Annotated in this window: 1 protein-coding gene; it reads left to right on the forward strand. The window is 79.1% G+C overall.

The features are described 5' to 3' along the window. On the forward strand, window positions 1-1,954 hold a 1,954-nt coding region (locus tag JNW98_RS29420; protein ID WP_223771342.1), incomplete at both ends, for a polyketide synthase dehydratase domain-containing protein.

A 1,954-nucleotide genomic window follows, 5' to 3' on the forward strand; every position in this document is an offset into this window, starting at 1 on the left:
GCGCCGTCGTCGTCTCCGGCGACGAGGACACCGTCCGCGAGATCGCCGGACGGTTCGCCGCCGACGGCCGCCGCACCAAGCGCCTCGACGTCAGCCACGCCTTCCACTCCCCGCGCATGGACGGCATGCTGGGCGACTTCCGGGCCGTCCTCGATCGCGTCACCCTCCACGAGCCCGCCCTCCCGATCGTCTCCGACCTCACCGGCCGCACCCTCACCGGCGCCGAGGCCCGCGACCCCGGGTACTGGGTGCGGCACGTCCGCGAGACCATCCGGTTCCGGGACGGCGTCCGCCGGCTCCGCGCCCAGGGCGTGCGCACCTGCCTCGAACTCGGGCCCGCCGGTGTGCTGTCCGCCCTCGCCCAGGACACGGCCGCCGAGGACGGCGCCGACCTGGCCGCCGTCCCCCTGCTGCGTCCCGACCGGCCCGAGCCCGAGACCGTCCGTACCGCCCTCGCCCACGCCTGGGCGCGCGGTGCCCGCACCGGCCTCACCGCCGCCCTGCCCGCCGGGCCCACCCCGCACCTCGACCTGCCCACCTACGCCTTCCAGGGCGAACTCCACTGGCTGCGACCCGCCGACGGCGGCGACGGCACGGCGGGACCCGCCGCGCTCGGCCTCGACGCCGCCGGACACCCGCTGCTCACCGCCGCCCTCCGGCCGGCCGACGACGACCGGCTCGTCCTCACCGGCCGCGTCTCCACCCGCAGTCACCCCTGGATCGCCGACCACGTCGTCCTCGGCACGGTCATCGTCCCCGGCACCGCCTACCTCGACCTCGTCCTCGACGCCGGCCGCCGCGTCGGCTGCGGCACGGTCGAGGAGCTCAACCAGGAGGCGCCGCTGATCCTCACCGGCAGCCGCCCGGCCGACGTCCAGCTCACTGTCGGTGCCCCCGACGGCGACGGCCGGCGCGCCGTCGCCGTCCACTCGCGGCCCGACAGCGGCGCCGAGTGGACCCGGCACGCCCACGGCACCCTCGCCCCCGGCGCTGTGGGGCCCGCCCGCGACCTGGCCGGCGACTGGCTCCCGGCCGACGCCGCCCCCGTCGACCTCGCCGACTTCTACCCGTCCGTCGTCGCCGACGGCTTCGCCTACGGGCCCACGTTCCGGGGGCTCCGCGCGCTCTGGCGGTCGGGCGACGAGGTGTTCGGCGAGGTGGAGCTGCCGGAGGCGGCCGGCTCCGACGCGGACGGCTACGGGGTGCACCCGGCACTGCTGGACGCGGCCCTGCACGCCGGGCTCGTCGGCAACACCGGCGACACCGTCCGGCTGCCCTTCTGCTGGAACCGCGTCGCCCTGCACGCCACCGGCGCCACCGCCCTCCGCGTCCACCTCGCCCCGGCCGGCCCGGACGCCATGCGCCTCACCGTCTCCGACGCCACCGGCGCGCCCGTCCTCACCGCCGACTCCCTCCAGGCCCGCCCGGTCTCCCTCGGACAACTCCGCGCCGCCCGCCGGGACGACGCCCTCCACGAGCTCCGCTGGACCACCGCCCCCGGCACGGCCCCTGAGACCCGGACCCGCACCTGGGCGCTCCTCGGCGACCCTCTGCCGGGCCTCGCCGAGACCCTGCCCACCGGCGACCGGCTCGTCGCGTACGCCGCGGATGCCGGCGTGCCTGGTGCGGTGCCGGCCGCCCCGGCGCCCGGGCACCTGGCGGGGGAGGCCGCCGCCGACGTCCTGCCCGCCGACGGCCGGATTGCCGCGGATGCCGGTGTATCCGGTGCGGCGCCGACCGTCCCGGCGCCCGGGCAGCCGGTGGGGGAGGCCGCCGCCGAAGCCCCGGAGACCGACGACCGGTTCGTCGGGCGTACCGCGGAGACCCCCGGTGCGGCGCCGGCCGCCCCGGCGCACCCGGCGGGGGAGGCTGCCGCCGCCGTCCTGCCCCCCGGCGACCGGCTTGGCGCGGATACCGCTGCCGCCCGCGTGCCCGACCTGCCGCCGGCCGCCTC

The sequence above is a fragment of the Streptomyces huiliensis genome, from assembly GCF_020037025.1.
Taxonomy (GTDB): domain Bacteria; phylum Actinomycetota; class Actinomycetes; order Streptomycetales; family Streptomycetaceae; genus Streptomyces; species Streptomyces huiliensis.